Below are 24,289 nucleotides of genomic sequence, written 5' to 3' on the forward strand. Positions count from 1 at the left end.
TCCAAGCGGTCATTCATAATGCTGGAAAAGCAAGGTCATCAAATTAGGACAAACAAAAAGCAGATCATATGATCTGCTTTTATATTTTATATTTTGCTTAATTAATCTTCTTCAAGGCATCCTCAACCGCAGCTTTTAAACTGCGTGTGGTATTTGATGCACCCGAAACGGCATCAACATCAACACTGTTTGCTTCAACCATTTTCTGAGGCAGCACTTTGATTGCCCTTTGGCCATAGTCTTCAGACTCTGCTTGCTTTAAAACTTCAATCTGCTTCAAGTTCTTTTGCTTATCTGCCGTTACTCTGACCACAATCTCATCGCCCATGCCTTGGTTAGACTTGCCAATGTACTGGTCTGGACCTGTTTGATAGTCGGCCTTCTTAATGTCAGAGGCAAGGACATGACGTGACGCTGGCTTAGAAGCAGCTACCTCTAAGTAGTCTGCATCATCTTTAGGCTGAGCCGCATTTTGCCCTACGATTTTACCAAAGATTAGGCAGTCGGCCAAGTCCGAGCCGCCTTGATACAAGTTTGCCATGTTGCTACCAAGCTCGCCGGCACCATACAAGTGTGGAATTGGTTTCCGGTCTGGGTTAAGAATTTCAGCGTGGGCATTTCTTCTTGGACCAGCTTCGGACCAACCAATTGTCTGCACCAACGGAATGGCATAATATGGGCCACTTTCAGAAAATTCACTCAGGGTTTCTGGTGCACGGTGGAAGGCATAATCATGCTTTTGGTCGGCAAAGAAGTTGAATTCATCAATGGTACCCTGCAATTTTTCTGTTGTGACGTCAATCTTTTCTGCTAGCTCACTGACAGAAGCAGCCTTGACCACAGAGTTGAGTGCCTTATTATCAGGGAAGGTGTCAATTTGACTGATCTCGTCATACTTCTTTTGGTCAAAGATAAGATATGGCTTAATTGGGTTAAGCGGTTTATACCACGAACCATGATTTTCAACATAACCTTCCCGAGCTGGCTGGTCTTCTTTGAAGTAACGCGTACCATCATCACCAACAGTAAAGATGCTGCCAGTATTAAAGACCGGATTGCCCATATAAAACGGGGCACGCTTCATGTCTGGCTCATAGAAGGCAAAACTCTGCTGAAAGCCACCAGAAGCATACATCGACATGTGCCACATATCAGCTCCAGCTTCATGAGCTAAGTCAATGCCCTTACCCTTATTTGTACAGCGAACCAACCGGTACCAACTTGTGTGAGCCAATATAGTCCTGAATCATTTGTTGATTATTTTCAAGTCCGCCTGTTGCTAGCACCACGCCGTTCTTAGCAAAAATATTCAACAAGGTGTGGTCACGTTCAATTTGAGCACCAACTACCTTACGGTTAGGTGCTTGCAACAAGTGGACAACTGGTGAAGAATACCAAACATCAATTTGATCGCTGCGATCAAGCACATTTTGCCTTAAAGTATTCCATAAGGCAGCGTCAAAAATGCCTGGTTTTAACGTAATCATATCGTAGCTTTTAGCTCCTGGCAGATTGGAATGATCTGCAATTACTGCATCATCAGGCAGACCTAAAATTGTTTTATAGCTAAATGGTTGACTAACTCCCAAATACTTTTTAAAGTATTCTTTCATATGCGCTATGCCATGAACAACAACATCTTCAACTTCTGGATCAATTTCAAAATGTTGTGCTAAATGTTCATAGTACTGTCGGTAGTCGGATTCACTGCTGCTATAACCTACCAATTCCCCTGCATACCTAGTATTGCCGCCTTCATGTCCTTCGGGGGGCAGAATCGACGATTAATACTTTGGCACCATTGTCAGCAGCAAAGCGGGCAGCCGTAGCACCGGCCCCACCAAAGCCAAGGACAATGACATCATAGCTTGCATCATAATTTGTATTTTTGTTTACGATCATTGCATGTATCTCCTTATATTTAGCAAAATTATAACTACCGTACTTTTATATGTTAATTTTATCACATAAGCGCTTACATTAGAATTATATACAGAGAATATTTTTAAATACAGCTTCTTTGCATGCAAAAAGTCGTCCACCTTTTTCGGTAAGCGACTTTACTTAGTTAATTACTCGAGGCCAACTTGATGGAAAATTTCATCAACATGACGCAAGTGATAATGGTAATCAAAGGCATCGGCGACATCATCTTCGGACAAGTAATTCATGATTGTGCTGTCTTCAACCAACTTTCTAAAAGAAGTCCCTTCATCCCATGCCTTAGCCGTTAATTTTTGGATCATATCATAGGCTTCCTCGCGGCTCAAACATGCTTCATCAATCAGCTTAAGCAGCACGCGCTGTGAATAAATTAGACCATATGTCTTGTCCATATTCTTGCGCATGGTTTCAGGGAAAACATCCAGATTAGCCAAGATGCGGTCAATGCGCGCAAGCATGTAATCGATGCCAACGGTGGCATCAGGCAAAACAATTCGTTCTGCACTGGAATGAGAAATATCTCGCTCGTGCCACAGAGTAACATCTTCATAAGCCGTAACAATGTGACCACGCATAATGCGAGCCATACCGCATAAATTCTCGCAGCCGATTGGATTGCGCTTATGTGGCATTGCAGATGAGCCCTTTTGGCCAGAGCGAAAATGTTCTTCTACCTCGTGAATTTCTGAGCGCTGCAAGTTGCGAATCTCTGTTGCCCAATTTTCAATACTTGTCGCAATTAGCGCCAAAGTAGCGATATATTCTGCGTGCAGATCTCGCGGTAAGACTTGACTGGTAATCGGCTGCTTGGTTAAGCCCAACTGTTTCAATACAATAGTCTCAACTTCTGGTGGGACATTAGCAAAGGTGCCAACGGCTCCAGAGATTTTCCCTGATTCAACGCCGCGCGCTGCATGTTCAAAACGGTCAATATCACGACTTATCTCCGCATACCAGCGGGCCAGCTTTAGACCAAAAGTGGTTGGCTCAGCTTGAACGCCATGAGTGCGGCCCATTTCGAGCGTGTTTTTGTACTTAAGAGCTTGGGCAGCAATCGTTTTCTTCAACTGGCGCAAGTCTTGCCTAATAATGGCATCGGCTTGTTTGAGCAGATAACCCTGAGCCGTATCAACCACATCAGTTGAAGTAAGGCCAAAGTGGACCCATTTTTTCTCTGGACCCAAGCTCTCAGAAATCGTTCGGGTAAAGGCAACGACGTCATGGTGCGTTTCTTCTTCCAGTTCAGCAACACGGGCAGCCGTAAAACTGGCGTTGTGGGCAATTTTAGCAGCGTCTTCTTGGGGTATCTCGCCTAGCTCGCTCCATGCATTAACCGCTGCAACTTCTACTTTCAGCCAAGCGGCATACTTATTTTCATCTGTCCAGACCTGGCCCATTTCAGGACGCGTGTATCGCTCTAGCATTGTCTACATCTCCCATGGATTTTGCAAAACAATTGTTTGCTCACGATCCGGACCAATTGATACCGTTACAAGCGGCACACCAACTATGTCTGAGATGCGCTGCAAGAATTTTTGCGCATTCTCTGGCAAATCTGACCATGACTTAGCCCCGGTAATGTCTTCTTTCCAAGCGGGCAACTCTTCATAAACTGGCTTGCACCGATTTAACTCCTTCAAGCTGGCTGGATAATAGTCAATCTTCTGACCATCCAACTCGTATGCCGTGGCAATTTTGACCGTTTCAAAACCACTAAAAATGTCAAGCAAGTTAAGGCTTAATGCGTTAATACCAGCAACCCGCTTGGCATGCCGCAAAGCAACAGCATCAAACCACCCCACCCGGCGCGGACGACCAGTAACTGTACCATATTCATGGGCGGTTTCACGAATACGGTCACCTGTATCATTAAGTAATTCAGTTGGAAAAGGACCTGCACCAACACGAGTTGTATATGCTTTGCAGACACCAATCACGGTATGCAGCTGGTTGGCACCGATGCCAATGCCGCTGGCAATTCCACCAGAAATTGTGTTTGATGACGTCACAAAGGGATAGGTCCCCTCATCAATATCCAGCATAATGCCTTGTGCCCCTTCAAAGAGGACATGCTCATCATGATCTAGAGCCGTACTAACAAGTAGCGAAGTGTCGGTCACGTACTGCTTCAACTTTTGACCATATTCATAGTACTTGGCAAAGATATCATCAAAGTTAAGTGCAGCCTTTCCATACACCTTGGTGAACAATTCATTCTTTTCTTCAAGATTAGCACGCAACTTAGCAGCAAAAGTATCCTCTTCTAGCAAATCGCAAACACGGATGCCGCTTCTTGAAGCCTTGTCCATATATGCTGGCCCAATGCCATTCTTGGTTGTGCCAATCTTGCTGGCTCCCTTTGCCTTTTCCTGATACTCGTCCAGCAAGATATGGTAGGGCATGATAATGTGCGCCCGATTGGAAATTCGGAGCGTGTTAGTCTCAATTCCATTTTGCTTTAAATTAGTCAGCTCACCAAGCAGAACTTCGGGATTAATAACAACCCCGTTACCAATCACTGCACCCTTGCTAGAGGCAAAAATTCCCGATGGCGTCAAGCGCATCTTAAAGGTCTTGCCATCCATTTCAATGGTATGTCCGGCATTGTTGCCACCATTTGCTCGCACTGCATAAGCAGCATCCTTGCTCAAAAAGTCGGTAATCTTGCCTTTGCCCTCGTCGCCCCATTGGCTTCCAACCACTGCTACTGCTGTCATTTTCTCTTCACCTCATAGAATTTTCTAAATATCACGTAACTAGTCTAGCAATTTAAGTGTATGCAGTCAAACTTAAACACGAATTATTTTTGTAATATTTAATTTTATAGTTCGATTTTATAGTTGACAAGTATGATGATATCCATTATAGTTACATCGCTACAAAAGATTTATATTTAGGAGTCGACCTGTCTATGAGTAATTATTTTAACGTAGAAGCTTTTGATTATGACGATATTCAACTTATTCCCAGCAAAGGCATCATTAAAAGCCGTCATGACGCAGACACTAGTGTATGGCTTGGAACACGAACATTCAGGATACCCGTCGTTCCTGCTAACATGGAGAGCGTAATCAATGATAAGCTTGCCATCTGGCTTGCGCAAAACGGCTACTACTATGTTATGCATCGCTTTCAACCAGAAAACCGGCTTAATTTCATTAAGATGATGCAGCAAAAAGGGCTCTTTGCTTCGATTTCTGTGGGTATTAAGCAAGGCGAGTATGATTTTATCGACCAGTTGGTCCAAGAAAAAATCTGTCCAGAGTATATCACGATTGACGTTGCCCACGGTCACTCTATATATGTTATTGATATGATTAAGTACATCAAGGAAAAACTGCCAGATGCATTTTTGACGGCTGGTAATGTGGCCACGCCAGAAGCGGTTCAAGATTTAGAAAATGCCGGAGCTGATGCAACTAAAGTCGGCGTTGGACCTGGCCGTGCTTGCATTACCAAGCTTAAGACTGGCTTTGGCACTGGCGGCTGGCAACTGGCAGCGCTCAGAATGTGCAGTAAGGTGGCTAGCAAGCCTTTAATCGCTGACGGCGGCATTCGTTATAACGGCGATATAACCAAGTCAATTCGGTTTGGTGCAAGCATGATCATGATTGGCTCAATGCTTGCTGGACATGAGGAATCACCAGGCAACGTAATCAAAATTGATGGCAAAAACTATAAGCAATATTGGGGCTCTGCCTCTGAAGTTCAAAAGGGCGCCTACCGCAATGTTGAAGGCAAGCAGATGCTAGTGCCTTATCGTGGTCCCATTGCTGACACCTTGAACGAAATGCAAGAAGACTTGCAATCATCCATTTCCTACGCTGGTGGCAAGGACCTTAGCGCTATTAAGCATGTCGATTATGTTATCGTTAAAAACACAATTATGAGTGGCGATAAGTAATTTGGTTATTTTTGTGGATAAACTTTGAAATATTTATGGAAATAAACTACATTTTCCGTTAAAATGTTATTTGTCTCAGTACTGTTAGGTAGTCAGTGCTGGGATTTTTTTGTGCTGTTTTAGCTTTTAAAGCCACATGACAAATACGAACTCATCTTTTTAAACATACAAAAAAACAAGTCAAATTAATGACTTGGTCTTAGCTATTATTTATTTTTGTTTTCATCACCATCTTTGAAATTAAAATAGGGTTGCAACTCAGAATCACCATTTTTAATTTCTAATAGGCCCTTGCTGAGATCTAAAACCACAATCTTGATAAAAACTATTTTACGATAACGCAATTTCACAGGCCTATCAAGTTTGAAAACAAAGTATTTTTGACCAACTTCATGCGAACCCAGCAAGGTTAAGTGCATATTAAACGAGTGTCCACTATAATCTTTGCTTGCTATCAACGCTGTAATATAATTAGAAAAATGCGTGTAGTCATCTTTAGAGATATCAAGCAACTTGACTAATTTATCAGTTAACTTTTGCAAAAGTGTGCTTCTCGAAGCAGATAGTTCTACTAATATCGGATTTTTCATATAATTGGCAATCGAACCAATTTTTCGTTTAGTAGATAGTATTCTCTGCCACAAATCCATGCCCAATTGATCACTTAAAAAGAAAGAGAACATGATTTTCGGAATTGGTATATCATCATAGTTTTGCTTGTCAATAGTAGACGAAACTAATAAATAATCATACTTTGTATAGTCGATGTCGGCTAATTCATAAGAATAAATGCATGTATAGCTTACATTGTATTCATTTAGGTCAAGCTTGTGAATTAGCGCCTTGCTTGCAAGCTTGCCGTAATCATTTATAATTAAAAAACTTGTTGGAAAATATTCGTTTTTCTCGTGATGGATAACAACATATAAGCCTAGGACTATTTCATCAAATAGATTATCCGCCAACTCAAGTTTATTATAATCTGAACAAAAATTATATAGTGCAATCACTAGAGAAAGTGAGGCAAAGAGTTTTCGAATTGCTTTCTTGTGTGTCAGCATTACATTGAATGCAGCAAGCTGATATTTCTTTTTAAGGTAACGAATAAAAAAAGCTTTATAAATATATTTAGCTAAAGCAGATTTTGGAGAAATATCCAGAGATAAACGAGAGTGCACAGCTTTTAAGAGCAGTTGCTCTTGCTTATCAATATCCTGCGACCATGATTTCAATATATTTAAATCAGGAATACAGTCAATTTCCACATTAATTAACAAAAAAATAGCTAAAAATAATTGTTCATCCAAATTCTGCTTAATTAACTGCTGAGCTATAACAAACGCTTTAGTAGAAACAAGTTCTTGTCGCTCTTTAGGCTTTATGTGAGGAACAATATCTGGTCTCAACTTGTAGATAAGCAAGTATTTAATCACTGATCTAAAACCTGCATCTGTTAAAGGAAAATTATTTTGATCAATTACCTTTTGCAAGTGTCTTTTAGTAGTAAGCAAATCCAATCTTTTTAAACCATATTCACTGAAGGCGTATTCAGGAAGCAGCGCTTCTGTTGAATAAAAGTCATATACATCAAATAGGTCAATTAAGCAGGAACGAATGGCACCTACACTACCAATGAGTTTCATACCATGATATGGTACTGACTTGATTTTTATATCATACATTTCAAGAAAGGCTCTTACCATGCTCATATCTTTATTAATCACTGCCACACTAAAATTCAATCGTTTGGCCAGCTGATCTACTTTAATATAGCCCTGCTGCGTACAAAGAAAACGTAAAATTCTGGCAATCCTTAGCTTGTCAGCAAATTCATGGGTAAAACGTAAATTCAGATACTCTGCGCAATCTCGCTGCAGTGAATTTATCCAGTCCCTTTCTGCTAAGGGATAAGTAAGTTCATAGCCCTTACCACGTTGATTACTTATTTTTACCTTATGACCAGTTGCAAGTAAAATTTTGTTTATTTGAGCAAATTCGTAATTCAAAGTACGTGCAGAAACCCCTCCTTTTCTTTTTAATTCTGTGATAGAAAGCAAATCATTGTTGAGAAACAGACTTAATAAGCTGATTTCACGAAAAGTCAAATTTAACAATGCAATGCCCTCTTTCAATTCTACTAGTACCAATGCTTATGCAACTAAAAGTTTATTCTTTTTCTAATAAGCTTTTACGTAGATTTTCGTATTCATCATTTGTTAAGTTTAACTTATTGGTCGCATAATCATAAATAGAACCGTATTCTTGCAAGATTTTATTAATTGAGGCATTAATAAAATCTTCCTTAGTATCAAAGAGCGAATACATATAAGAAGCAACTTGCTTATCTCCTGTTTGCTGCAAAAAATTGCGATAGTACCGCTCATTTTTCTTAGCTCGCGCCTTTTTTGTCAGCATATAGTCATAGACTAGTAATTCCCTTGGCACTCCAAGTACTCCTTCTAAAATCATGAAGGCAAAACCCGTCCGATCTTTACCGCCACGACAATGTTGTAAACTAGGCAACGATTCTTTTTGAGCAGTTGCTTTTAATGTCTTACTAAAAGCCGTTACACTGGATGGACTATCGACAAATGATACTTGTTGCTTGACCATTTGATCGTTCCCCGTTTCACCCTTTGCAAGGCTAGTTTTGGCCCTCGTGACCATATCTTTTCCTGTATCCATATCTTGTGCTCTACCAGCTATTGCCGCTGTTTGTGCATTAGGATCAAAATTATAAGTCTTCGTTAAGGGATTAATTATTGGATTAGGCGCTTGAACAATTTCACTGCTGCTGCGAAAATCAATTATTGACTGTAAAGCAAGATTTTTAACAAAAGTATAACCTGCCTGTTTTAAATTATACAAGTAGTCCGAGCGATAAACTTGGCCCCATTTTATTCTCATACCATCTATTGTACGATATCCCCCGATGTCACGCAGATTATACATCCCTGGGACTGGCAAAATTCTATAACCAAATAGCAGTGGGGATCTATCTTTAAATTCAAGAATGAAGTATGTTGGCTGCTCATTTGAATAAGCAAAACTAAAGCTTATTCGAGATTCTTTGCCTGTCAGCAAGTAGTTCTTTTGCTCAGTCGTCCTATCGTTTTCAAAAGTCCAATACAATTTATACTCATCTAATTTGTCCATATCTGTCTTGATATTTACTTCAGTTTGTCCATTATCTAAGACAAATGCTTCAGCATAGTCAATTCGCATTATTTTTTCCTTGAATTTGCTTAATATATTCTTTTAAGGGAACTGGAGTGTCATAGGCAGCCATTTGAAAGTCGATTTTCACGCCTAAGTCAACCAGCTTATCCAATGCCTCTTTTTCTTCAGGTGTAAAGCACAAATCAATGTTATACCGTATTGTTCGCTCTTCACGTTCTCTCATCCCGCCAAAGTTAATTTCCTTAAGGTCAACTCCGCCTTCAATTAAATGTAAAAGATCGAGTGTACTGGTAAGTATCAAAAAGGTAGTTTTCTTAATCGGGTTTTTTTGGTAAATCCGGATAAATTTATCTACACCAAAGACGTGAACAATGTATCCTGGAGCGGCCATCTTTAACACCTGTTCTTGAATCGGATTATTGGCCGCCTTATCACTAATACAAATAATCTGTTCTGCGCCAACATGTCGTAGCCACGAACTAGCCACCTGTCCATGAATTAATCGGTCATCAATACGAGTCCATTTGATCGCCATTTTGCTTTGCTCCTTCTTTTGCTTTTTCAGTAATATTCACTAATGCCTGGGGATAAGTTTTTTCAATAATTGCTTTTGCTGTCGCCAAGTCATGGGGTTGACCCAGACATAGTTCCAATAAAATTGGCATATTTAAACCAGAATAAACCAATACGTGGCTGTTGATTAATGTCATGTAAGTAGAAACATTAGCCGGTGTACCACCATAAATGTCAACCAAGATTAATGTTTCTTGATTTTTCTTAGTTAATGATTCCAGTTTTGTCTGTAGCTCAGCAAGACTCTCCTCATAAGTCTTACCTTTGGTAACAGATAAAACCGTAATATTGTTTTGCGGTACGCCGATAATCATTTCAGCCGTTTTCAGTGCTTCTTGTGCAAACAAGCCATGACTGGCTAGGATAATGTCAATAGCCATGTTATTTCTCCCTTTGTTAAATTACTTAAGAATGCCCATTACCGCTAAGATTGTTCCCATAATTAAAATGGCAAATATCAACCAAGTTAAATACTTCCTCGGCAGATAATCGTGCAATTTATATAACCCAAGTGTAAACAATAGTGGGAGTAGTTTTGGCATAACGCCATCCAATAATTCTTGGATAACAATTTTTGTACCTTTGGTATGGATGACAGTGCCGACATTAATTTTTACATACTGTGCTATCAAAGCACCAATTACCATTACTCCGACTGCCGTGGAAATGTTGATGATTTTTTGCATAACTTTCTTTTGGTTGCCGCTTTTAATAAATTCGGTACCCTTTTCATAGCCAAAGACGATGCCGTAATACTTAACAGAGATATTTAATCCATTATAGATGACAAACATTAAAATTGGTCCTAGGACATTTCCTTGTAATGCATAGGCAGCGCCGATACTACCCGCAATTGCTTGAATGGTAATCTTGAATACACTATCACCAATTCCTGCTAGTGGTCCCATCATCCCCGTCTTAATGGCCACAACAGCTTCTTTTTCATCTTCATTAGTTGTTTCTTCAACTGCTGCTGTAATTCCTAGAATCATGCCAGTAGCTGTAATTTGTGACAAGAAATAGGTTAAGTGCCGTTTCATCGCTTCTATTCTGAGTTCTTTATTATCGCCATATAGCCGGCGGATTATTGGAACCATGGCATTTAGAAATCCAATAGCTTGGGTCAAAACCAATGTTGAAGTTACGTTTAACCCCCAGATTTGTAATCGCCAAAAAACCTTATTTAAATCCTTACGAGTTATTTTTTTGCTTATTTTAGTTGGTTGTTCGTTACTCATAAGTCGTAGCCCTCATCATCCTCAAGTTGTTTATTGCTAGTAGTAACATTGCCAGATGCTAATTCATTTTGCTGATCCATAATTTCCATAATGTAAGAATAAATCAGAGCAAAAATCAAAGAGATCAAAGTAACAGGTAAAATTTCTAATTTTAAGTACGCAGACAGTACAAAACCAAAGATCAGGAAAGGCCACAAAGAACCTTTCATCATCATGGTCATCAAAATTGATAGCCCTACAGCAGGCAATAGCGCAGAAGCAACACCTAAACCATTCAGTACATTACTTGGAATTACGTTTAGGATTTGGTCAACGATCCCCTTTTGGAAATAAACAAAGATAAATGTGGGAATTGCCCGGATCGAAAATTGGATCAGTAAAGCAACAACGTTAATCTTCATTATCCCGCTGAGGTCACCCTCTTCAGCCAGTCTCTCTGCCCAAGGCTCAAAGAACTGCTTTAATACCTTGGTAAGTACAATTAATTGTTGAATCAAAATGGCAACCGTCGTGGCAGCTGCAACGCCAGCTGCAATTCCCTTAGGAGTTGCACCCGTTCCAGAAGTAATCGAAACTGTTACACCAATAATTGTCCCTACAATCATATCTGGGGTATGATAGCCCGCCATATTGCCCAGACCCATCCACATTAATTCTAAGGTCGCTGAAATCACCAACGCCGTGGGCAAGTCACCTAAAATCAGTCCAACCATTGGACCGACTAGCAACGGTCGACGAAACATTTGTGGCCCCTGATCATCAAACGAACAGTAGCCCGACCAGGCTGCGATTAATATCGCATTTAAAAAACTCATTACAATACTCCTTCCATCTAACCATAACAGAATTTTTTATTCTAGTTATTCAAGTATCATAGCCCTAGTATAAAATAGCGCTTTCACAGCATCAACGTACACTTTTTGATTTTAGTTTGCAAAAAAATAGCAGGACATTCATCAGAGATGGTGATTTTCGCTTTGCTGAACCAAACAGCAGCCCTTCATAACTGTAGAGTTTCAGTTACTTTGTCGATTGATATTTCGATTACCATCTTTTGTTAATTCCCTTCAACCCCAACATGGGCAAGATCTTGGGTTTTATTTTTAAGCAAGCTGGTCTACAATTGTTATTGTAAAGCGGTTTCACTAAAAATAGGAGAATATGATGACTGAGCCAAATTATCAAAAATTAGTAGACGAAATGCGAACAGATTTTAAAAAATGGGACGATGAGCGCGACGCAGGACTATCAACTCAAGTTGCTGGAGTAAAGCGTTTTGATGACATCCCCTATGGTGAAGATTCCAAGTACCACTTGCTTGATGTTTATCTTCCTAGCCAGCAAAAAACGGAAAAACTGCCAGTAATTGTCAACATTCATGGCGGGGGCTGGGTATACGGTACAAAAGAAACTTACCAGTTTTAATGCCTTGCTCTAGCTAAAGCCGGGTTTGCCGTAGTTAATGCCAACTATCGTTTAGCGCCTGATGTGGCTTATCCTGGTGAACTAGATGACATTAACCGGGTGTTTCATTGGGTAGCAGAGCCCGAAAATGCCAAAAAATACCATTTAGACCTTAAAAATATCTTTGTAGTTGGTGACAGTGCTGGCGGCCAGATGGGAGAACAAATCTTGGCCGTCTATACTAATAATGAATATCGCAAATACTTTGGTTACTCACTTCCTGACCTAAATATTAGAGCATCTGCTTTAAATTGCGGTGCTTACTTTTTAACTGAAATCAAGTCTTTTGCTGGTGCACCTGAAGCTTATTTTCGTCCAGAAATCAGGCTCAACCAATACGAGCAATTAAACGTGGAGCAGTTTTTAACCAAAGACTTGCCGCCACTTTTTCTCATGACTTGCACAGATGACTTCCTGCGCGACAACGCCTATATGCTTTCAGGATACCTGCATGCCAAGGGCATTTTTCATGAACTTCATTTTTACGGTGATGATACCCACCACCGCGGTCACGACTTCCATATCAGCCAGAAGGATGACCTAGCCAAGCAATGTAACTTAGATGAGTTAAACTTCTTTCGCAAATACCTAAGTTAACTAGTCTCTTGGTCACACCGCCAAAAATAAAAAGACCCCAGCAATAAGTTCAGATGCTTATGCCGAGGTCTTTTTCTATTTCCTGATTTAAAGCTTAATTATTAGATAGTACGTGCTTTTTTAGCAACTATAAACATGATCAGCGGCAAAATCACAAAGCCAAAGACCATCATCATAATTGCGTACCAATTAACGCCAACTACTTGGCCATTCTGCATGATACCAAACTGAGCCTGCCAATTATAGTTAACTAGCAAGAATATAACTAATACAATTGATACGATCGGCACGACGATGTCTGTCCACACATTCTTGGGTGCTGGCAGAACTGCTTCTTTGTTTTTACCATAGTAGAAACGAATAACAGCTAGAGGAACCACAATAAAGCCTAAAAAGCGGACCATTGCGCTCAGTGTAATGAGGTTGGTCAGATTATACTGAAAGGCCAGGGGTACTAGAATCGCGAGCGCTTCGGAAATAAAGAAGGTCCGGATAGGAAAGTTATTCTTGGTTCTTTTAATTAAGGAGGCTGGCAATTGCTTTTCGCGGGCCATTGCCTCCAAAATCCGCGGCGCATTAAAACTCGAGGCTACGTTAATCCCCAGCATTGAAACCAAGGCACCAACCAAGATCACATCGCGTAGTATTTCATTTTTGAAAATTGCACTAATTGCTACTACCTGTTTGGTAGTCATCAGAGTCTTAGGATCAAGTACCATGGCCACCGCCACAACGCCAATATAAATGGCAGCAATAACGAAGATAGCAAGTGGAATCGCCCGAGGCAGGTTCTTTTCTGGGGCCTGCATATCATCTGACCCTGAAGCAACTGATTCAAAGCCGGTAAAGGCGTAAAAGGCTGACACTATTGCCATGACAAAGCCAGTTGTGGCTAACGTAGGAACAATTTTTTGGCCATTTTGCGTAATCTGGTCGGCTGCACCTAAACTGTGCGAAGCGCCACTTGTGATCAGCAAGACTACGCCAGCAATAATAATCAGCACTAAAGCGGCTAACTTCCCGACTGTTGCCATGTTCATCACTATTTTGACGAATTTTTGGCCGAATAAGTTGATTACAGTAATAAAGACCATCAAGATTAAAAAGCCGGCCGTTACGCTTGTAAGGTTATCGGGATTGCCCCCAAAGATAGAAATGGTTGACTTGATTACACCAACGGCCATCACGCCCCAGGCTACACTCGCTGAAAAATACCGCAAAATGCCGACATAAAAGCCGACATTATCGCCAAAAGCGGCTTTGGAATAAGCATAAGACGCCCCTGCCTTAGTTACATACTTGGCAGCAGCTGAAAATGAAATAGCTAAAATAGCGGCAAAAGTAGCGGCAATTAAATAGACGATCAAAGCCTTGCTGCCCGCTTGGCTAACCACGCTGCCTGGTGTTAAAAAGATACCTGAGCCAATGATTGAATTAATTGCTAGAAAGACAATCGACCAAAAGCCTAGCTTGTCACTTGCTTGTTTGTTTGTATTCATTGCTCAGTCTCCTTGCCTTGCATTATCGATAACAAATTTAAACAGTTGGTTCATGAACTCGGTATCAGGATTGCGGTGGAGCATCTCTGGGTGCCACTGAACCGCAATGATGTTGCCTGCTTCATTTTCTAAACCTTCTGGAACACCATCGCTGGCTTGGGCCACTTCAACTAGGTCAGAAGCCACATCCTTAATTAGTTGGTGGTGGAAGGAATTGGTGAGAAAGTCAGTCTTACCTAAAATATGGGCCAGGTGACTGTCTTTTTTGACCTTCACGCCATGTGTTGGCAAGTCTGGCGTGTGACCCTGCTCATGCTTGAAGGTCTTTTCTGGACGGTAACTTATATCCTGGTAAAGACTACCACCGTGAGCTACATTGATAATTTGTGCACCCCGGCAAATACCTAAAATAGGTTTGCCCTGTTCTTCTGCTATTTTCAGTAATAGCATGTCAAAGTGGTCGCGTTGCGGCCAAGTTGCCCCAATTTGCGGCAGCAATTCCTCACCGTACAAGTGGGGATCCACATCATGACCACCTGATAATATTAAGCCTTGAACCTGGTCCATTTGTCTTTTAATGACTTCTTCATCCGCAGTGACGGGAATAATGAAAGGAACCCCACCATTTTGTACCACGGAGTCAACATAGTCCTCGTTGACATAGCTGCGCCGGTAGCCAGGAAACATGCCACCTTCATCAATAATTACTGAACCAGAAATTCCAATAATTTGTTTTGTCATTTTTACTCCTTACTTTAGCCTTAACCCTTGATATTACTTTTATTATATAGCAAAAGCCGTAATTAATAACATTTTAATTAATTCAATCTAAAAAAGCTATTATTAAATTTCTACCAACTTAATCAAATTGTGCAATATCATGTTTGATTTGCCTAATTTCAGCAAGTGTTACATTAGGATCAGAAAGGGCTTGATCCAGCTTGAATTTCAATAAACTCAACTGGTTGTCTGTTTGTGCATTCTTCTGACTGACAAAAGTATTAGGAAGCGCCAAACGATGAGCCTGAATCTTCCAAGTAGCAAAGTTCAGGTTATCCAAAAATTCCTGATCGTGCGAGACAACGACCGCGGCAAAAGGATAATTCTTGAGAAAGTCTTCTAGCGCCTTGATGGCGGATAAATCCAAGAAATTGGTGGGCTCATCTAAGATGAGCAGATTGTGCTGGCCTAGCAAAACCCGAGCTAGCTTGAAGCAGATCAACTGGCCGCCGCTTAAGTTACAAACATGCGTCTGCAAGAATGGCCGCAAGTGCAAATCACCTAACAGCTGCATTGTGGCAGTATTGTCAAAAATACTTACCCGTTGGATTTCACTCTGGACTGTCTTGACTGTCATTATTTCCCGGGTCATATTTTGCTTAAAGAAACCAATCTTCACCTCCGGATTAACCCACTGAACAAGTTGGCTCCGCCACAATTTGCTGAGAAAAACGGACTTGCCGCTGCCATTGGGTCCAACAAGTGCAATTTTCATACCGTTCATGATTTTCAGCTGGTCAGAAACCTGAAACAAGTACTTTTGGGCAACAGCAATTTTTTGCGGTTGAATACGGACCGCTGTACTGTTTGGCGGCAAGGTCAAGTCGCCAACCTGCAGATTGTTCAACGTGATTGGCCGGCGCTTCTGCGGTTTTTGGAGCTTTCCCGTTTCTTTTTCAACGCGTTTCCCCAGCACCTTGCTTGAGCCCAATATCCTTTTTTGCGTTCCGCCTAAATGTAGCTTCTTGTCCTTCCAGTCAGACCAGGAAATATTCTTTTTCTTTTTATTGAATTGCTGACCCGTTACCTCACGTTTTCTTTGGGCCTCTTTTAATTTGTGAACTTTTTTCTCCTGGTGCTGGTATTCAAGCTTCTGCTTTTCCTCTTCCTTCTTTTCCACTGCAACAAACTCATCATAAGTACCACGATACTCCCTAACCTTGTGATCCTTAACCTGCCAAATTGTATTTACTGTTTGTGCTAGAAAGTGTCGGTCATGGCTAACGGTGATTACTGGTTGCGGCAAATCACTTACCAACTTGACCAGCCAAGACTGCTGGTCAATATCCAGGTTGGACGTTGGTTCGTCGAGCAGGAGCAAGCCGTTTGGATACTGCCGCAAGCATCGAACCGCTGCCATAATGGCAGCTTTTTCGCGTTCACCACCACTTTCCTCATCATAAGTCAGGATCTGGGGCACCCGGACAATTTGACAATTGCGCTGGACTTGTCCTGTGATGTCAAAAACTACCGGTTCTTCGTTAAGCACCTTGAGCAGAGTGGTTTTGCCCGCACCATTATCGCCAATTAGTCCGATATGCTGTTTTTCTTGAACGTTTAAACTCGTCGTTTAAAAGAGCTGTTCACCCTGATATTCTAGTTTAAGGTTATTTATTTTGAGATATTCCATATGTCACACCCACTTTTTGAATAAAGAAAAAGCACTGATAATCCAATTGCCTAGAATCAGATTAGCAGTGCACAAAAAGCCAGTGTCACACAGAGACTACCGCACAAAGTTCATTACTAATTTCTGATCATAGGCAAAAACATGCATAAGGAGTGCACAGATTATTGATTCTTTTTGCTTATTAATAAAATCAGAAATTAGTTCTTCATTTTGGGCAGTTACCTCGTTTTCTTAAGTTGGACTTAATGTATCATCTTTTTTTAATTTTGACAAGTTTTTTATTAATCTGCCGGTTGAAAAGAATCATTCCACCTTCTCAAATACTTCGCAAACCATCGGCGCTTGCGGGTAAAACTTTTTGCCCGCCCTTTCATATTCTTGCCTAAAAAAGCAGTCATGGATTTCCCGCCAGTTTTCATAAGTGCGATCTCCTTCATGATAGGCATGTTCAACCGAAATCAAATTATAGGGCACAATTTCTACCACCTTTTCCTGTACCACACAAACTGGACTCCCAGCGCTAGTCAGAATAATGCCCCACTCCCCCACTTGCGGCAATTCATCGTTGTGGTCGTATAACTCATAAGCCGACGTCGTTGCCGTTTTAATTCCACGCTTTACTAGATCGGCCAGTCCGTCTGGATCATCGCCAAAGGCCCAGGCGTCAACTGGCGTGTCAACTGCCATACTGTGCCGCTTGCAAAAAGCTTGCCAAAAATCTTTAACTTCTTGGTTCATTATAGCCACCATTCCGGCGTTAATTCGCCCATCGTCACAACCTTGTCCTGTTTGTAATCCAGCATCACTTCAACGCTGCGGTAATCTTTTTCCATCATCTCGACGATAAACTCACGGCAGGCCCCGCATGGCGCACCGGTTTTGCCGTTGGGCATCAATGCCAGCACCCGGGTGATTCGCGCTTCGCCCTGCGTAATCATATTAAACAAAGCGCTACGTTCGGCGCAAGCACCCAAACCGCACGCCGTATCGATGCAAACACCAGTATAAATCTGACCAGATGCACTCAAAACCGCTGCCGCAACGCCGCCAACCTCCATGTGCGATGACAGTACGTGGAAGCCTTGCACACGTTTAGCCGCCTGGTACATTTCTTGCCATTTTTGATCCATCATTAGTTACTCCTTATTAGTTATTTGCAAATTGTTTGGCCATGAGGATAAATTCATAGCTGCCGCCGTTTGACTGTGCTTGTTCCGTGCCAGTAATAGCAAAGCCTGCACGCTGGTAGACCTTGAGGGCGCGCTTGTTGAAGCTGGCTACTGATAAAACGATTGTTTCGAAGTTCTGTTTTTCTTGCACGTAATTCTCAATTAAATGCATTAATTGAATACCTAAGCCATGGCCGGTTAAACTTGGTGCCATGCCCAGACCTGCTTCGACCTGACCTGGCTTATCGGCCTCTTCCAGACAGAAGAAGGCCGTAAGCCTGCCCTCTTCATCCAGGACCTGGAAGTAGCGGTCGCCCCGCAACTTGGACGACATGATTTCCTCATAGTTTTCTTGGTCATTTTCCATATCATAGAAGGCATACTCACCGTCATAGTGCCACTCTTGAGCAATAATGGTTGCGTTCTCCTGGGTTAATTGCTCGATTGTATTGAAGATATTTTGTTTCATTATAGTTTTTCCTTAGATTTATCAATTTTAAGATAACATATATTTAATTATTTTAATATATATCGACATAATTATTAAGCTTGGTACTGGATAGTTTGCAAATGAAACGCTGCCTATCGAGACCAGTTTTCCAAAATTACTGATAAAAAGCCTCTTGCTGATACGCTTAGATATTATCATAAAAACAAGATTGAAGTTATATGGTAATAATAAAACAATGCCTAATTATGAAATAGGTATTGTTTTTGTTTCCTTATATTTGTAACTATACGTTTTTCCGCCTAAGTTGTTTGGGAGTTTCACCAAATTGTTTTTTAAATTTATCATAGAAAAAAGTAGTGTTCTTTATCCCCACATTTAACATGACGTCAATTATTGGCATAGAAGTTTCTGTTAACAGTAATTTTGCCTTTTTTAATTGTTCTTCGATTTTTATCTGTGTAAATGATTTCCCAGTCCTTGACTTTAGCAGTTTATAAATTGTACTTGATGAAAAATGCAAATCGCGGACTAAATCATTTAAGGAACAGTTTCCTTCTTTCTTTTCAATAGCCTGTAAAATTAATAAAACATTTTTGTCGGTCTGTTTAACAATCAAATCTTGGTTATTATTAGTGGCTAGTCGGCTAAGGTGAAAAAATAAAATAGAACAATAATTTTCAATTATATGAATACTGTTAGCCTCAGGGAAATAGTACTCTCTCAGTATTAAGTCGAAGACTTGGTTAAATTCTACAGAATTTTTCGTGTGAAAGACTAAAAAATTATCAGAGTGTTGCCTACCAACAATAGCATTAAGTAGGAACTTACTTAAAGTATCAGTTCCAACAAATTGTGAAAGAAAAGTTGACGAAAAATACTTTTTTCTGAATATAATATTAAAAACAATATCTTCTTTTTCTTTATATTCAACACTATTTATTACTCCAGTATCTAAAATACAAATATCGCCCTTTTTTAACGTCACTTTCTTGCCATTAATTAAAAAAGTGCATTTACCAGAATAAATATAATTCATTTCCATATCTTTATGTAGATGTGGTGGAATAGTTGTAAATCTAGTCTCTCTGATCATTCCGACATTGTATTGTTTTAAAGTTTTTGCAAAATCAAAGAAAAACACCTGCTGTCCCAAATAATTTTTTGTTTTTAACGTCTCATAAAACGGACTCAATTGATTTTTGTATTTTAAATGCCATTTTTCACTATTAGTAGTGCTAAAAATTCTTTGCTTTAATAGATTATCCATGTAAATTCCTTATCGAATATGATAAACATTATAGATAGTTATGATATTTAAAAATTATAATTTCACTATTATTGTAGCATTGTAAGCGCTATTAAAAGTTATATTAAGGAGGACACTTTAATGAGCAAAAAAGATTATGATAAAAGCTATTTATTAGGTGGAGCTATTGCTTGTTCACAGGCTGATGGCGGTTTTAATGACGGTGGCAAAGGAATTTCAACACAAGACTTACGTTATTTAGATCCCTCTTGGTCGCCTGATCAGATTGAATACAAACATCAACATAATCCCTTTTCAAAAGAAGAGTACAAAAAGGCGCTGAAAGATTCTAATACACAATATTATCCTCTCAGAAGAGGTATCGACTTTTATCATAATTACAAAGAAGATATCAAGCTATTTTCTGAAATGGGGCTTCAAATTTTTCGCACCTCTATTAGTTGGTCAAGAATCTTTCCTAATGGTGATGACGAAAAGCCTAATGAGGCAGGCATTGAATACTATCGTAATATGTTTTCTGAATGTAAAAAATATGATATCAAAGTTTTTGCCACAATGATTCATTATGATATACCAGTAAATTTAGTTAAAAAATATGGTGGCTGGAAAAACAGAAAAATTATTACTTTTTTTGAGAAATACGTCACAGGTTTATACAAGCGCTTAGGAGACCTAGTAGATTTTTGGCTACCATTTAATGAAATCAATGCTGCAAAGTTTTCTCCTTGGGACGGAGTTTGCTTGATTCCTGGAAATGAAAAAAATATGGATCAAGAAATTTTTCAATGTTTGCACCATCAATTTTTATGTAGTGCTAGAGCTGGCCAGCTTGGGAGAAAGCTAGTTCCGGGTAAGCTGGTTGGTGCAATGATTGCACGTTTTACAACTTATCCTGCAACTTCTAAACCAGAAGACAACCTACAAGCTATTCAAGATGATCAATATTCAAACTGGTTCTATTTAGATGTATTGGCTCGTGGCTATTATCCCGAATATATGAAACGCTATTTTGACAAAATTAACGTCAATGTTCACTTCGAGCCCGGTGACAAAGAACTATTGCAGGATGGGACGGCTGGCTTTATTTCTTTTTCTTATTATTTCTCTCAAGTATCAACTAATGATGCTAATTGGGAACAGACAGCTGGTAATTTAATAATGACCAAGAAAAATCCATATTTAAAAGAATCCGAATGGGGTTGGCAAATTGATCCAATAGGTCTCCGATTTACACTTAACCAAATCTACGATCGATATCATTTACCCGTAATTGTAGCTGAGAATGGTCTTGGAGCATATGACACACTAACTTCTAATAACCAAATACATGATGATTATCGTATCGCTTACTTAAAAGCACATTTAGATCAATTAGATGAAGCAATTAAAGACGACGTTAATTTACTTGCTTACACAATGTGGGGAATCATTGATATTGTCTCTTGTGGACCGTTAACAATGGATAAACGTTATGGCGTTATTTACGTTGACCTCGACAATGGCGGAAATGGATCCGGTAAAAGATATAAAAAAGATTCTTACTATTGGTATAAAAATAGAATTAAGCAACATTTAGAACAATCTCTAATTGAAAATTAATGTTGGGAGGTTTAAATTATGAAAAAGAAGGAATTAGCGCAAAATATAATTGCTCTTCTTGGAGGAACCAGTAATATTAACAATTATTGGCATTGTATAACTAGATTAAGATTTACGATCAACGATGATTCCAAAACAAGTTTATCTGAAATAGACAATCTACCAGGGGTTTTAGGTACAGCAATTAAAAGCAATCAATACCAGGTAGTAATTGGTCCTAATGTAGATTCTGTATTTAGTGAAATTGAGGAAATTTTAGGTACAGTTAAAGACAAAAATGAATCAATTTCCAAAAAAGCCGAACATAAAATTACAAGAAAAATGATTATAGACGTAATCTCGGGTGTCTTTCAACCCATTCTTCCTGCCCTCGTTGCTGGTGGCATGTTAAAAGGAATCTTAGCAATAATCTTAGCTTTATCTCCTGTCTTAGAAAAGAATTCAACAATAGCATTATTTAACTTAATTGCTGATGTTCCTTTTTATTTTTTGCCATTCCTACTTGCTATTTCCTCGGCCCGTAAATTTAAATTAAACGAATTTCTTGGGATCTGTATGGCCGGTGCCTTGCTTTACCCTAGCTTTGTAGAAAAAGTTTCCAGTGGTCACTCTGGATTAACTTTATTTGGATTAAATATTCCTGTATTTAATTATGCTACATCTGTTTTTCCGGTTATTTTGGGTGTGGGATTAACGGCTATTATTTATCATTTCGTTGACCATTACGTTCCAGACGTTTTGAAGTTAGTAGTTGTACCAGCAATAACTTTAATTACTGCAATTCCGATTGCTATGTGGGTTTTAGCACCACTTGGAGCATATGGCGGCTTATACTTAGCTAATGGCATTGTTTGGCTGTTCCACAGAGCAGGCCTGTTAGCGGGTTTCCTATTAGGATTTTTCATGCCATTAATTGTATTAACAGGAATGCACCAATCTACTTCCCCTATTCAAATACAGAATATTGCTACTCTAGGTTATGATTATTTATTGCCTGTTTCCTTTGTCCATAATATGGCAGAATCCGGAGCTGCTTTCGGTACATCCTTACGCATGAAAAATAAAGAACTCCGTGCAGCTGGATTGTCAACTAGTTTTTCAGCATTTATTGGCATATCTGAACCAGCTCTTTATACAGTTAATGTCATACATAAAAGCTCTATGTTCGCCGCAATGTGTGGTTCAGGTGTTGGCGGTTTGTTAACTGTTTTACTAGGTATTAAATGCTATGCCTTTGTAATGCCTGGTATTACCTCTTTACCAGTTTATGTTAAAGCAGGCCAAGGTTTTACCAACGTCTTATTAATGATGGTTTGTTTAGTATCTTCATTTTTGGTTAGTACGTTCGTAGCCTTAGTTTTAGGGGGAAAAGTTAATAACGAGTACGCTAAAAAAACTAGTAATACTAAAAGTGAAACTACTATTGTAATCAACACCCCCGCCTTTGGAACTATACTTCCATTAGATCAAGTAAATGATCCAATTTTTTCAAAAAAGATGATGGGCGAAGGATTTGCAATTAAACCTGCATCCGGTCACATTTATGCTCCCATTTCGGGAAAAATCTCAATGGTTGCTAAAACAAATCATGGAATTGGCATCAGGACAAATGATGGGCTAGAAATTTTACTTCATTTAGGTATCGATACAATTGAATTAAAAAATAATCCTTTTAAAGTTTTTGTCCACGAAGGAGAGAATATTATTGCAGGACAAAATATTGCATTAATGGATATCCCTTTAATTGAACAAAGTGGTAAAGATCCAACAGTAATTCTTGTTATCACGAATGCCAAAGAACATATTAAAAAAATTACTTTTACAAACTTTCAAGACATTATTGATAAAAAGCAAGCAGTAATGTCTGCCCAATTAAATTAATTTGAATTTTCATTCCAAAAGTCCAGCGTTGAAATGTAAAACTGATACTGTTTGTTATTTTAAATTGACTCAATCTCAACTTTTCTTATTCTAATGTCTGGACCCAGCCTTCTGGACCTTTTTTATCACCATATTGGATATCAACTAATTCATGGTAAAGCTGGCTCGTAATCGGACCAGTCTTATTTTCACTATAAATAACGTGCTTTTGACCCTTATACGTGATTGAGCCAACGGGTGAAATCACAGCTGCTGTGCCCATTGCTCCTGCCTCTTTCATTGTGAAGGCTTCTTCCAAGGTGATCTGTCGTTCAACTGGGTTTAAGCCCATTCGCTCAGCCAGTTCCAAGAGCGAACGCTTGGTAATTGATACCAGAATCGACTTAGACTTAGGCGTTACAAATTGATCCTTTTGGGTGATACCGAATAAGTTGGCTCCGCCAAATTCATCAATATACTTGTGCTGGCGCGGATCCAAATAAAGACAATCGGCAAAGCCTTGCTTATGAGCCTCAACTGACGGCAGCAAGCTGCTGGCATAGTTGCCTGATGTCTTAGACCGACCAGTACCAGCATGCGCTGCCCGGTCATAATCACTAACAAGATAGGCAGCAGGATTCAGACCCTTGATATAGGCACCAACTGGAACTGCAAAAATGCGGAAAATATATTCATCTGCAGCTGAAACGCCTAGAACGTTCGATGCGCCTACCATAAAAGGACGCAGGTAAAGCGTTGCTCCACTTTCATATGGTAGCACAAACTCTTGGTTGGCTATGACAACCTGTTTCACTGCATCTACAAAACAATCTTCTGGGAACGGCGGCATTGCTAGGCGCCTAGCCGACAAAGTGAAGCGATGTGCATTTTGCTCTGGGCGAAAAAGGTTGATCTTGCCGTCTTTACGACGGTAAGCCTTAAGGCCCTCAAAAATTTCTTGCCCATAATGGAGCACCTCAGCACCCTCAGACAAGGTAATAGTCGAGTCCTCAACCAACTTGCCCTTCTGCCATTTACCATCTTTAAATTTAGCTTCATAACGATAGGGCAAGTCGCGATATTCAAAGCCTAAGTTAGACCAATCAAGTTCTTCTACTTTTTGTTTCACTGCAG

At 39.8% G+C, this 24,289-nt stretch carries 22 protein-coding genes and 2 pseudogenes; 4 read left to right on the forward strand and 20 right to left on the reverse strand.

All coding sequences use genetic code 11. The features are described 5' to 3' along the window. Nucleotides 1–97 precede the first annotated feature (97 nt). The 5 genes from AC2JF7_RS00850 to AC2JF7_RS00870 all read right to left on the reverse strand — a co-directional run bounded on the left by AC2JF7_RS00850 (nucleotide 98) and on the right by AC2JF7_RS00870 (nucleotide 4,661). Nucleotides 98–1,210, reverse strand: a complete 1,113-nt coding sequence (locus tag AC2JF7_RS00850) for an FMN-binding protein (RefSeq protein WP_500726140.1) — start codon at nucleotides 1,208–1,210, stop codon at nucleotides 98–100. Next, nucleotides 1,191–1,727 carry an FAD-binding protein gene (locus AC2JF7_RS00855; RefSeq protein WP_500726142.1) on the reverse strand — a complete coding sequence of 179 codons (537 nt, stop codon included), beginning with the start codon at nucleotides 1,725–1,727 and terminating at the stop codon, nucleotides 1,191–1,193. The genes AC2JF7_RS00850 and AC2JF7_RS00855 overlap by 20 nt, the downstream gene beginning before the upstream one ends. Nucleotides 1,728–1,755: 28 nt before the next feature. Next, nucleotides 1,756–1,902, reverse strand: a complete 147-nt coding sequence (locus tag AC2JF7_RS00860; RefSeq protein WP_500726144.1) for an FAD-binding protein — start codon at nucleotides 1,900–1,902, stop codon at nucleotides 1,756–1,758. Nucleotides 1,903–2,072: 170 nt separating this feature from the next. Then, nucleotides 2,073–3,368, reverse strand: coding sequence for an adenylosuccinate lyase (gene purB, locus AC2JF7_RS00865; RefSeq protein ID WP_500726146.1), 1,296 nt, complete (start codon nucleotides 3,366–3,368; stop codon nucleotides 2,073–2,075). Nucleotides 3,369–3,371: 3 nt separating this feature from the next. After that, nucleotides 3,372–4,661: an adenylosuccinate synthase gene (locus AC2JF7_RS00870; RefSeq protein WP_500726148.1), complete on the reverse strand. Its 1,290-nt coding sequence runs from the start codon at nucleotides 4,659–4,661 to the stop codon at nucleotides 3,372–3,374. A 194-nt stretch (nucleotides 4,662–4,855) separates the two neighbouring features. Between AC2JF7_RS00870 and AC2JF7_RS00875 the strand changes: the two genes are divergently transcribed. Then, nucleotides 4,856–5,848 (forward strand): GMP reductase, encoded by a 993-nt coding sequence (locus AC2JF7_RS00875; protein ID WP_500726149.1) that lies wholly within the window; start codon nucleotides 4,856–4,858, stop codon nucleotides 5,846–5,848. A 206-nt stretch (nucleotides 5,849–6,054) separates the two neighbouring features. Here AC2JF7_RS00875 and AC2JF7_RS00880 read toward each other — a convergent pair whose 3' ends face one another. The 6 genes from AC2JF7_RS00880 to AC2JF7_RS00905 are packed head-to-tail and all read right to left on the reverse strand — an operon-like array spanning nucleotide 6,055 to nucleotide 11,654. Beyond that, the gene (locus AC2JF7_RS00880) at nucleotides 6,055–7,995 is read right to left on the reverse strand and encodes a BglG family transcription antiterminator (protein WP_500726151.1); all 1,941 of its coding nucleotides are present in this window, start codon (nucleotides 7,993–7,995) and stop codon (nucleotides 6,055–6,057) included. A gap of 19 nt (nucleotides 7,996–8,014) precedes the next feature. Further along, nucleotides 8,015–9,073, reverse strand: coding sequence for a tyrosine-protein phosphatase (locus AC2JF7_RS00885; protein ID WP_500726153.1), 1,059 nt, complete (start codon nucleotides 9,071–9,073; stop codon nucleotides 8,015–8,017). After that, nucleotides 9,063–9,563, reverse strand: a complete 501-nt coding sequence (locus AC2JF7_RS00890) for a PTS sugar transporter subunit IIB (RefSeq protein ID WP_500726154.1) — start codon at nucleotides 9,561–9,563, stop codon at nucleotides 9,063–9,065. Before AC2JF7_RS00890 ends, AC2JF7_RS00885 begins: the two co-directional genes overlap by 11 nt. Continuing rightward, nucleotides 9,538–9,981 (reverse strand): PTS sugar transporter subunit IIA, encoded by a 444-nt coding sequence (locus AC2JF7_RS00895; RefSeq protein WP_500726156.1) that lies wholly within the window; start codon nucleotides 9,979–9,981, stop codon nucleotides 9,538–9,540. Before AC2JF7_RS00895 ends, AC2JF7_RS00890 begins: the two co-directional genes overlap by 26 nt. Nucleotides 9,982–10,002: 21 nt before the next feature. Further along, nucleotides 10,003–10,839: a PTS system mannose/fructose/sorbose family transporter subunit IID gene (locus AC2JF7_RS00900; protein ID WP_500726158.1), complete on the reverse strand. Its 837-nt coding sequence runs from the start codon at nucleotides 10,837–10,839 to the stop codon at nucleotides 10,003–10,005. Continuing rightward, nucleotides 10,836–11,654 (reverse strand): PTS mannose/fructose/sorbose/N-acetylgalactosamine transporter subunit IIC, encoded by an 819-nt coding sequence (locus AC2JF7_RS00905; protein WP_500726160.1) that lies wholly within the window; start codon nucleotides 11,652–11,654, stop codon nucleotides 10,836–10,838. Before AC2JF7_RS00905 ends, AC2JF7_RS00900 begins: the two co-directional genes overlap by 4 nt. 349 nt (nucleotides 11,655–12,003) lie before the next feature. Here AC2JF7_RS00905 and AC2JF7_RS00910 point away from each other — a divergent pair. Next, nucleotides 12,004–12,900: pseudogene (locus tag AC2JF7_RS00910) on the forward strand (alpha/beta hydrolase). Nucleotides 12,901–13,001: 101 nt separating this feature from the next. Here AC2JF7_RS00910 and AC2JF7_RS00915 read toward each other — a convergent pair. The 8 genes and pseudogenes from AC2JF7_RS00915 to AC2JF7_RS00950 form a co-directional block, all read right to left on the reverse strand. Then, nucleotides 13,002–14,399, reverse strand: a complete 1,398-nt coding sequence (locus AC2JF7_RS00915) for an APC family permease (protein WP_500726162.1) — start codon at nucleotides 14,397–14,399, stop codon at nucleotides 13,002–13,004. A gap of 3 nt (nucleotides 14,400–14,402) precedes the next feature. Beyond that, the gene (locus AC2JF7_RS00920; protein ID WP_500726163.1) at nucleotides 14,403–15,140 is read right to left on the reverse strand and encodes a gamma-glutamyl-gamma-aminobutyrate hydrolase family protein; all 738 of its coding nucleotides are present in this window, start codon (nucleotides 15,138–15,140) and stop codon (nucleotides 14,403–14,405) included. A gap of 118 nt (nucleotides 15,141–15,258) precedes the next feature. Then, on the reverse strand, nucleotides 15,259–16,539 hold the full coding sequence (locus AC2JF7_RS00925; protein WP_500726382.1) for an ATP-binding cassette domain-containing protein: 1,281 nt from the start codon (nucleotides 16,537–16,539) through the stop codon (nucleotides 15,259–15,261). A 120-nt stretch (nucleotides 16,540–16,659) separates the two neighbouring features. Continuing rightward, nucleotides 16,660–16,731, reverse strand: a pseudogene (locus AC2JF7_RS00930) (ATP-binding cassette domain-containing protein); the annotation flags it as partial. 381 nt (nucleotides 16,732–17,112) lie between these two features. Further along, nucleotides 17,113–17,547: an ASCH domain-containing protein gene (locus AC2JF7_RS00935; RefSeq protein WP_500726165.1), complete on the reverse strand. Its 435-nt coding sequence runs from the start codon at nucleotides 17,545–17,547 to the stop codon at nucleotides 17,113–17,115. Beyond that, a complete protein-coding gene (locus tag AC2JF7_RS00940; RefSeq protein WP_500726384.1) occupies nucleotides 17,547–17,939 on the reverse strand; it encodes a cytidine deaminase family protein in 393 nt (130 codons plus the stop codon). Before AC2JF7_RS00940 ends, AC2JF7_RS00935 begins: the two co-directional genes overlap by 1 nt. Before the next feature lie 16 nt (nucleotides 17,940–17,955). After that, complete coding sequence (locus tag AC2JF7_RS00945; protein WP_500726167.1) at nucleotides 17,956–18,447, reverse strand: GNAT family N-acetyltransferase; 492 nt, start codon at nucleotides 18,445–18,447, stop codon at nucleotides 17,956–17,958. Between the two features lie 265 nt (nucleotides 18,448–18,712). Beyond that, on the reverse strand, nucleotides 18,713–19,696 hold the full coding sequence (locus AC2JF7_RS00950) for an AraC family transcriptional regulator (protein ID WP_500726168.1): 984 nt from the start codon (nucleotides 19,694–19,696) through the stop codon (nucleotides 18,713–18,715). A 120-nt stretch (nucleotides 19,697–19,816) separates the two neighbouring features. On the opposite strand from AC2JF7_RS00950, the gene AC2JF7_RS00955 reads away from it, so the two are divergent. Together AC2JF7_RS00955 and AC2JF7_RS00960 are read left to right on the forward strand one after the other, a co-directional pair. Then, nucleotides 19,817–21,295: a glycoside hydrolase family 1 protein gene (locus AC2JF7_RS00955; protein WP_500726170.1), complete on the forward strand. Its 1,479-nt coding sequence runs from the start codon at nucleotides 19,817–19,819 to the stop codon at nucleotides 21,293–21,295. Nucleotides 21,296–21,313: 18 nt separating this feature from the next. Then, nucleotides 21,314–23,176: a glucose PTS transporter subunit IIA gene (locus AC2JF7_RS00960; RefSeq protein WP_500726172.1), complete on the forward strand. Its 1,863-nt coding sequence runs from the start codon at nucleotides 21,314–21,316 to the stop codon at nucleotides 23,174–23,176. A gap of 85 nt (nucleotides 23,177–23,261) precedes the next feature. Here AC2JF7_RS00960 and AC2JF7_RS00965 read toward each other — a convergent pair whose 3' ends face one another. After that, entirely contained in the window at nucleotides 23,262–24,284 is a 1,023-nt protein-coding gene (locus tag AC2JF7_RS00965; protein ID WP_500726174.1) for a branched-chain amino acid aminotransferase, read from the reverse strand. Nucleotides 24,285–24,289: the final 5 nt, after the last annotated feature.

Source organism: Lactobacillus sp. XV31L, assembly GCF_059900865.1.

Bases quoted from the DNA above. Each gene is read 5' to 3' on its own strand.
- AC2JF7_RS00860 (WP_500726144.1), bottom strand. From the start codon at position 1,902: ATGATCGTAAACAAAAATACAAATTATGATGCAAGCTATGATGTCATT.
- purB (WP_500726146.1), bottom strand. From the start codon at position 3,368: ATGCTAGAGCGATACACGCGTCCTGAAATGGGCCAGGTCTGGACAGAT.
- AC2JF7_RS00870 (WP_500726148.1), bottom strand. From the start codon at position 4,661: ATGACAGCAGTAGCAGTGGTTGGAAGCCAATGGGGCGACGAGGGCAAA.
- AC2JF7_RS00875 (WP_500726149.1), top strand. From the start codon at position 4,856: ATGAGTAATTATTTTAACGTAGAAGCTTTTGATTATGACGATATTCAA.
- AC2JF7_RS00885 (WP_500726153.1), bottom strand. From the start codon at position 9,073: ATGCGAATTGACTATGCTGAAGCATTTGTCTTAGATAATGGACAAACT.
- AC2JF7_RS00890 (WP_500726154.1), bottom strand. From the start codon at position 9,563: ATGGCGATCAAATGGACTCGTATTGATGACCGATTAATTCATGGACAG.
- AC2JF7_RS00895 (WP_500726156.1), bottom strand. From the start codon at position 9,981: ATGGCTATTGACATTATCCTAGCCAGTCATGGCTTGTTTGCACAAGAA.
- AC2JF7_RS00900 (WP_500726158.1), bottom strand. From the start codon at position 10,839: ATGAGTAACGAACAACCAACTAAAATAAGCAAAAAAATAACTCGTAAG.
- AC2JF7_RS00905 (WP_500726160.1), bottom strand. From the start codon at position 11,654: ATGAGTTTTTTAAATGCGATATTAATCGCAGCCTGGTCGGGCTACTGT.
- AC2JF7_RS00915 (WP_500726162.1), bottom strand. From the start codon at position 14,399: ATGAATACAAACAAACAAGCAAGTGACAAGCTAGGCTTTTGGTCGATT.
- AC2JF7_RS00920 (WP_500726163.1), bottom strand. From the start codon at position 15,140: ATGACAAAACAAATTATTGGAATTTCTGGTTCAGTAATTATTGATGAA.
- AC2JF7_RS00925 (WP_500726382.1), bottom strand. From the start codon at position 16,539: ATGGCAGCGGTTCGATGCTTGCGGCAGTATCCAAACGGCTTGCTCCTG.
- AC2JF7_RS00935 (WP_500726165.1), bottom strand. From the start codon at position 17,547: ATGAACCAAGAAGTTAAAGATTTTTGGCAAGCTTTTTGCAAGCGGCAC.
- AC2JF7_RS00940 (WP_500726384.1), bottom strand. From the start codon at position 17,939: ATGGATCAAAAATGGCAAGAAATGTACCAGGCGGCTAAACGTGTGCAA.
- AC2JF7_RS00945 (WP_500726167.1), bottom strand. From the start codon at position 18,447: ATGAAACAAAATATCTTCAATACAATCGAGCAATTAACCCAGGAGAAC.
- AC2JF7_RS00950 (WP_500726168.1), bottom strand. From the start codon at position 19,696: ATGGATAATCTATTAAAGCAAAGAATTTTTAGCACTACTAATAGTGAA.
- AC2JF7_RS00955 (WP_500726170.1), top strand. From the start codon at position 19,817: ATGAGCAAAAAAGATTATGATAAAAGCTATTTATTAGGTGGAGCTATT.
- AC2JF7_RS00960 (WP_500726172.1), top strand. From the start codon at position 21,314: ATGAAAAAGAAGGAATTAGCGCAAAATATAATTGCTCTTCTTGGAGGA.